Consider the following 7,581-nt stretch of genomic DNA (forward strand, 5'->3'; position numbering starts at 1 on the left):
AATATTCCCATCTCTATAAAAAAGGCAAATTGCGATTAAACAGTAGGACAGAGCGCCACATATTTTTACAGAAAATTAAGCAGCAATTTATTGACCTCATCTTTATGGGTAAGGAATACGCCATGTGATGCACCTTCAATAACATGATATTCTGAGTTGGGCAATAGTGAAGAAGTTACATCACTGGTAATGTTAATAGGTACAATTTTATCATCATTACCGTGAATAATCAATACAGGAATGGTGATTACACTTAAATCTGTTCTAAAATTAGTTTCAGAGAAGGAACGAACACATTCAGTGGTAGCTCTAGGACTGGCAACAATTGCAAGTTGATGCATCCAGTTTTGAATTTCCTGGCTAACTGGTTTGTTCTGCCCGTCTACACTAAAAAATTGTCGCCCAAATTCTGTTAAAAAAGCAGGTCGGTCATTTTGCAGGCCTGCAATCATACCATCGAATACTTCACGGGGAACACCCTCTTCATGGTCTTCTGTTTTCAAAAGCAAGGGAACTACAGAACTAATCAATACAGCTTTAGTAACTCTAGATGATCCATATTTACCTAAATACCTAACCACTTCGCCACCACCCATCGAAAACCCTACAAGGGTAACATCGTTTAGGTTTAGTGCTGTAATTACCTCGTGTAAATCGGCTGCAAGTGTATCATAATCATAATTATGCCATGGTCTGTCTGATTGACCAAAACCACGTCTGTCGTATGCTATACATGTATGGCATAATCGTATATATTTAAAATTTAACTCTTCTAATAACATAGCCAGAGGTCATTTGTTTAATAAAAACAAACAATATCTGGCCACAATAAACTTTATATTCTCATATTTGGAATATTAAACTAACCCATAAGGTATAAAAATACCGAGAGGAATAACTATAAATAATGAATAAAGCTATTTTTTTGGATCRCGATGGCGTTCTTAATCACGAAATTCACGATTACATTACCAAACTAGAAGATTTTGAAGTATTGGAATATCAGATTCCTCCCTTGAAAAAACTATATGACGAGGGCTACTTGCTAATCGTAATTACAAATCAAGGTGGAATTGCTCAAAAGCGTTATACTGAAGAGGCACTGGCCGAAATGCATAAAGTTCTTGCTCAAAAATTTGAAGATCAGGGTGCTTTAATAACGCATGCATACTACTGTCCTCATCATCCAACTATTTCTGGCGATTGCGAATGCAGAAAGCCTAAATCAGGAATGCTACTAGAAGCTATCGCTAAATACAACATTGATCCGGCCCTTTCTGTAATGATTGGCGACAAACCAAGGGATGTTGAAGCTGCAAACGGAGCAGGGGTAAAGGGTATAGAGATATTACCTGATGAACAAATAGATTACAATCTTGTTAAAGAAGTACTTGCAGGGAATGAATTTCAAACACTTAGTGCAGGAATATTAGCCAGAGATAAAGACTAAGTCTTCACCCGACCGAACTTAAGCAATTATATATAAATCACATAAAAAAGGCTGGGTCATAAATTATGATCCAGCCTTTTTTATGCGTTAAAGAAACACTATTTTGCTTCTGAAGCTTTTTTGTGATCAGCAAGGAACTGAGCTAAACCGCTATCAGTTAATGGGTGTTTTAACAAAGCCGTAATTGCAGATAAAGGACCTGTAATTACATCTGCACCTAATTTAGCACAATTTACAATATGCAACGGACCGCGGATAGAAGCAGCTAAAATTTGAGTAGGGTAACCGTAGTTGTCAAATATTAATCTGATATCTTCAATTAATTGTAAACCATCAGTAGAGATGTCGTCTAAACGACCTAAAAATGGAGATACATATGTTGCACCCGCTTTAGCAGCTAATAATGCCTGTCCGGCAGAAAAAATTAAAGTACAATTGGTTCTGATACCTTTAGATGAAAGATATTTAATTGCTTTAACGCCATCTTTAATCATAGGTACCTTAACAACAATCTTTGGATCTAATTTAGCTAAAGCTTCACCTTCTTTGATGATTTCATCATAGGTGGTAGATATCACTTCTGCACTTACATTATCATCTACGATAGCGCAGATGGCCTTGTAATGCGCAATTACGTTAGCATCGCCCGTAATACCTTCTTTAGCCATAAGACTAGGGTTAGTGGTTACACCATCTAAAACACCAAGATCTTGGGCTTCTTTTATTTGATCAAGATTAGCTGTGTCAATAAAAAATTTCATGTTATTTAATTTAGCAAATTGGTTAATGTTATAAGTTGTCAATTAATAAACGCCTAAATTAGGTATTTACATTGAAGTCTTTTAAGAAAAGATGGAAAAAATAGGAGAGGAGAGCCTTTTTTTACATTGAAAGTAAAAAAAGGGCAAGCACCTCTTATCGCATCGCTACAACTTTCTACCCTTGCTTCGTTCCCGACCTGGGGGAGTTCAAAAGGAGCTGATCGTAAAAGACTTGCCCGCCACAAAAGTAGCAAAAGACCTGAATCTACGAAAGGAAAATCACTAAATATTTCAACTTTTTAAAGGAAATAAAGATAATCAATTGACGTTAAAGAGATTGAGTTTGTAAATAATTTAATATTTCCCTTATATTTAGATAACCTTACAAGGGAACACACTAGATTAAATAGAAGAAAATCAAAAAACCGACAGCAAAAAACAAGAAAAATTGCGTTTAAAGCACGTAAAGCCATTTGTAATTATTTTGTTATGCAAAATAATTCTAAATAACACCATTACCAACATCATAAATTAAAACGATGTAATTTACTAATATGATAATTAAGTACGCACTTCATTGCCAAGTACTGCTTTTTTTCTAAAAAATATGTGAATATTATAATTCCTTGAATTTTATTCGTATCTTAGTGTCCTAAATACACTATACCAAAACTAATATTTAAACGAGACTTATGGAACCAAAACAAGATAACCAAGGGTTATATGACCAGCGTTTTGAGCACGATGCCTGCGGTATCGGATTTGTTGCCCATATAAAGGGCAGGAAATCACAGCAAATTATTTCTGACGCTATAACCATTCTTGAAAATCTTGATCACCGCGGGGCTTGCGGAGCTGAAATCAATACAGGTGATGGGGCTGGTATTATGATACAAATACCCCATGAATTCCTGTATGACGAGTGTCTCAAAATCGGATTCAGTTTAAATGAATCTGGAGATTACGGCGTCGGAATGCTATTCCTACCCAAAGATGTGAAGGCAAGAGAAGAATGTAGGGAAATTATTTACCGCGCTGCCGAAAAACTAAACCTGGAAGTTCTGGGCTTTAGAAAGGTAATAACCAATACAGAAGGTATTGGCGATATGGCCTTGTCAGTAGAACCGGAAATGGAACAGGTATTTATTGCCCGTCCTTATGCAATTGCAGCAGGTGCAGATTTTGAACGTAAACTGTACGTATTTAAAAACTACCTGTCTAAAACAATTAATAATACTGTAAAAGGTATTAATGGCGACTTTTATATTGCTTCTTTTTCGTCAAGAACAATTGTATATAAAGGTCAGCTAACTTCACTGCAAGTTAGAAGCTATTTTACTGAGCTTAGCGATAAACGTGTGGTTTCAGCTTTTGGTTTAGTTCACTCGCGTTTTGCTACAAACACTTTCCCTTCCTGGAGGCTGGCACAACCTTTCAGGTATATCGCTCATAATGGAGAGATCAATACTTTGCAGGGTAATCTGAACTGGTTCAGAGCAAGTGTTAAATCTTTTGCTTCTTCTTACTTTACTCCTGAAGAATTAAATATTTTACTTCCTGTAATTGATGAGTCTAACTCAGATTCTGGATGTTTAGACAATATAGTAGAATTACTACTTCACTCTGGTCGTTCTTTACCACACGTTCTTATGATGTTAATTCCTGAAGCGTGGGATGGTAATGACGATATGGATGAACTGAAACAAGCTTTTTATAAATTCCATGCTACTTTAATGGAGCCTTGGGATGGACCAGCGGCAGTTTCATTTACCGATGGAAACCTTATAGGTGCTACATTAGATAGAAACGGACTTCGTCCGCAAAGATATGCCATCACTGAGGATGACCGTGTAATTATGGCATCTGAGGCTGGCGCACTAGCTCTTGACCAAAGCAAAATCATTGAGAAAGGAAGATTAACTCCTGGAAAAATGTTTGTGGTAGATATGGAGCAAGGCAGAATCATTAGTGACGCTGAAATTAAACAACAGGTATGTGGTAGCAAGCCTTATGGCGACTGGATCAATAAATACCAAATCAGACTGGAAGAACTTCCTGATCCAAGATTAGTATTTAGCAATCTGTCTCAGGAGTCTATTTTTAGATACCAACAGGTTTTTGGCTATAGCAGAGAAGATATTGATCTAATCTTAAAACCAATGGCTCAGGACGGCAAAGAACCAATTGGTTCAATGGGTACTGATATTCCTTTGGCTATCCTTTCTCAAAAACCACAACACTTAGCCTCATACTTTAAGCAGTTATTTGCCCAGGTTACTAACCCACCAATTGACCCTATCAGGGAAAAAGTGGTAATGAGTTTAGCCGGTTTTATGGGTAATAACGGTAATATATTGGAAGAAAATGCAATGCAATGTCATTGTGTAGGCATTAAACATCCTATATTAACCAACCTTGAACTTGAGAAATTAAGAAGTATAGATACCGGAGTATTCCAATCCAAAACACTACAAACTTATTTCAGAGCAGATGGCAACCCGGGTGCATTAGCTAAAGGTATCGAAAGGCTTTGCCGCTATGCTGTTGATGCTGTTGAAGATGGTTTCCAGGTAATTATCCTTTCTGACAGGGCTCTTGATTCTGAGCATGCTGCCATTCCTTCGTTATTAGCTGTTTCAGCCGTTCACCATCACTTAATCCGTAAAGGATATAGAGGTGCTGTGGGTATTGTGGTTGAGGCTGGTGATGTTTGGGAAGTTCATCATTTTGCAACTTTAATTGGTTTTGGTGCAACTGCAGTAAATCCTTACCTGGCTTTAGAAACTATTGCTGGTTTTGAAACTGAACTTCAAGAGAAAAAAGAAAAATTATTCCAAAATTATATCTACGCGGTTAACAATGGTTTGTTAAAGATATTCTCTAAAATGGGTATATCTACATTACAATCGTACCATGGTGCTCAGATATTCGAAATTCTTGGATTACATAAAAGTGTAGTAGACAACTACTTTACCGGAGCTGTTTCAAGAATCGGTGGATTAGGCTTAGACGAAATAGCTAAAGAAACGTTGATTAAACACAACAGGATCTTTAAACTAGCTAACCGTCCGGATGCTATTTTACCTACTGGTGGTAACTATAAATGGAAACGTAAAGGTGAACAGCATTTGTTCAACCCTCAAACCATCCACTTGTTGCAAAACGCTACAAGGAAAAATGATTACAGCACTTATAAGCAATACTCTAAACTGGTAAACGAGCAAACAAACCAGGCTTATACAATAAGAGGTTTATTTGAATTCAGTTACAATCGCCCGGCTATTTCTTTAGAGGAGGTTGAACCAGTTGAAAATATCTTTAAAAGATTTGCTACCGGAGCAATGTCGTTCGGTTCCATCTCTCACGAAGCACACTCTACATTAGCTATTGCAATGAACCGTATTGGTGGAAAAAGCAATACCGGTGAGGGTGGTGAAGATGAGTTGAGATATGAAGTGCTTGAAAATGGTGACTCAATGCGCTCTGCAATTAAGCAAATCGCTTCTGCACGTTTTGGTGTARCTAGTTACTACCTTACCAATGCAGATGAGTTACAAATTAAAATGGCACAGGGTGCAAAACCTGGTGAAGGTGGTCAGTTACCTGGACACAAAGTAGATGATTGGATTGCAAAAGTTCGTCACGCTACTCCGGGAGTAGGGTTGATCTCTCCTCCGCCACACCACGATATTTATTCTATCGAGGATTTGGCACAGTTAATATTCGATTTAAAAAATGCTAACAGAGAAGCACGAATCAACGTAAAACTGGTTTCTAAAGCTGGTGTTGGTACTATTGCTGCAGGAGTAGCTAAAGCACATGCTGATGTAATTCTGGTATCAGGATTTGATGGTGGTACAGGTGCATCTCCGTTAACTTCAATACAACATGCTGGTTTACCTTGGGAACTTGGATTAGCTGAAGCGCACCAAACGCTTGTTAAAAACCGCTTGCGTAGCAGGGTTGTGTTACAAACAGACGGACAGCTAAAAACAGGTAGAGATATTGCAATTGCAACTTTACTTGGAGCCGAAGAATGGGGTGTTGCAACTGCAGCTCTTGTAACCGCAGGATGTATTATGATGCGTAAATGCCATTTAAATACTTGCCCTGTTGGTGTTGCTACTCAAGATCCTAACTTAAGAAAACTATTTACAGGTGAAGCGGATCACGTAGTTAACCTATTCTATTTCTTGGCTCAGGAGTTAAGAGAAACAATGGCTGAACTTGGTTTCAGAAGCGTTGAAGAAATGGTTGGTCAATCTGACGCATTAAAAGTACGTGCAATAGCTCAGGAAGACTGGAAACAAAAAGACCTTGACCTTTCTGCAATTTTATATAAAGCACCAGATAATGGATTAAGCTTATTTAAAACAGAAGATCAGGATCACGGATTATCAGAAATTCTGGATCACGAATTAATCAAAGCTGCACAGCCTGCATTATTTAACAAAGAGCCTATATATAAGGAGTTCGAAGTTAAAAATACCAACCGTGCAATTGGCACCATGCTTTCAAACGAAGTTTCGAAAATATACAAATCACAAGGTTTACCTGCTGATACCATCAATTTCAAATTCAAAGGTTCTGCTGGTCAGAGTTTCGGAGCATTTGCTACTAGAGGTATCTCATTACATCTTGAAGGCGAGGCCAATGATTATGTAGGTAAAGGACTTTCGGGAGCAAGATTATCGATTTTCCCTTTCAGTACTACTAAATATGTACCTGAGCAAAACATCATTATCGGCAACGTGGCTCTTTATGGTGCAACTTCTGGTGAGCTGTTTGTAAGAGGGCAGGCGGGTGAAAGATTCGCGGTACGTAACTCTGGTGCAACTGCTGTTGTAGAAGGACTTGGAGATCACGGTTGTGAATACATGACTGGCGGCGAGGTATTGGTTATTGGCGATACAGGTAGCAACTTTGCGGCTGGTATGAGCGGTGGTATTGCATGGATCTATAATGTTAAAGGTGATTTTGCAAACAAATGCAATAAAGAGATGGTAGATCTGGATCCTCTTGATGAACAGGATGAACTACGTATCACTCATTTATTAAAGAAACATCTTCAGCTTACAGAAAGTAGTGTAGCTAAATTCTTGCTAGACGACTGGGCAACACAATCTGCACATTTCATCAAAGTATTCCCTAAAGAATACAAAGCAGTATTAATGAACAAAAGTAACAAACTGAAAATATCTTAAATAATGGGAAAAGTAACTGGATTTTTAGAATACGAAAGAACTGCTCCTTTAAAAGAAGATGCAAAAGAGCGTTTAAAACATTATAATGAATTCGTAAAGAATTTTGAACTGGAGGAAGTTAACAAAGAAGCAGCCAGATGCATGGATTGCGGTGTTCCTTTCTGTC

4 protein-coding genes and 1 other RNA gene are annotated in these 7,581 nt (G+C 37.7%); 2 read left to right on the top strand and 3 right to left on the bottom strand.

Features of this window, described 5'->3' with window-relative positions; all coding sequences use genetic code 11:
• Positions 1 to 65: 65 nt before the first annotated feature.
• The gene (locus tag AC1DG9_RS20435) at positions 66 to 782 is read right to left on the bottom strand and encodes an alpha/beta fold hydrolase (protein WP_477635147.1); all 717 of its coding nucleotides are present in this window, start codon (positions 780 to 782) and stop codon (positions 66 to 68) included.
• A 125-nt stretch (positions 783 to 907) separates the two neighbouring features.
• On the opposite strand from AC1DG9_RS20435, the gene AC1DG9_RS20440 reads away from it, so the two are divergent.
• On the top strand, positions 908 to 1,450 hold the full coding sequence (locus AC1DG9_RS20440; protein ID WP_477635148.1) for a D-glycero-alpha-D-manno-heptose-1,7-bisphosphate 7-phosphatase: 543 nt from the start codon (positions 908 to 910) through the stop codon (positions 1,448 to 1,450).
• Between the two features lie 98 nt (positions 1,451 to 1,548).
• On the opposite strand, the gene fsa is transcribed toward AC1DG9_RS20440, so the two are convergent.
• On the bottom strand, positions 1,549 to 2,211 hold the full coding sequence (gene fsa / locus AC1DG9_RS20445; protein ID WP_048905467.1) for a fructose-6-phosphate aldolase: 663 nt from the start codon (positions 2,209 to 2,211) through the stop codon (positions 1,549 to 1,551).
• A 138-nt stretch (positions 2,212 to 2,349) separates the two neighbouring features.
• Positions 2,350 to 2,449: signal recognition particle sRNA small type (gene ffs, locus AC1DG9_RS20450), an RNA gene on the bottom strand.
• Positions 2,450 to 2,903: 454 nt separating this feature from the next.
• Here ffs and gltB point away from each other — a divergent pair.
• A complete protein-coding gene (gene gltB, locus AC1DG9_RS20455) occupies positions 2,904 to 7,415 on the top strand; it encodes a glutamate synthase large subunit (RefSeq protein WP_477635149.1) in 4,512 nt (1,503 codons plus the stop codon).
• Positions 7,416 to 7,581: the final 166 nt, after the last annotated feature.

Source organism: Pedobacter sp. 05L430 (assembly GCF_056397585.1).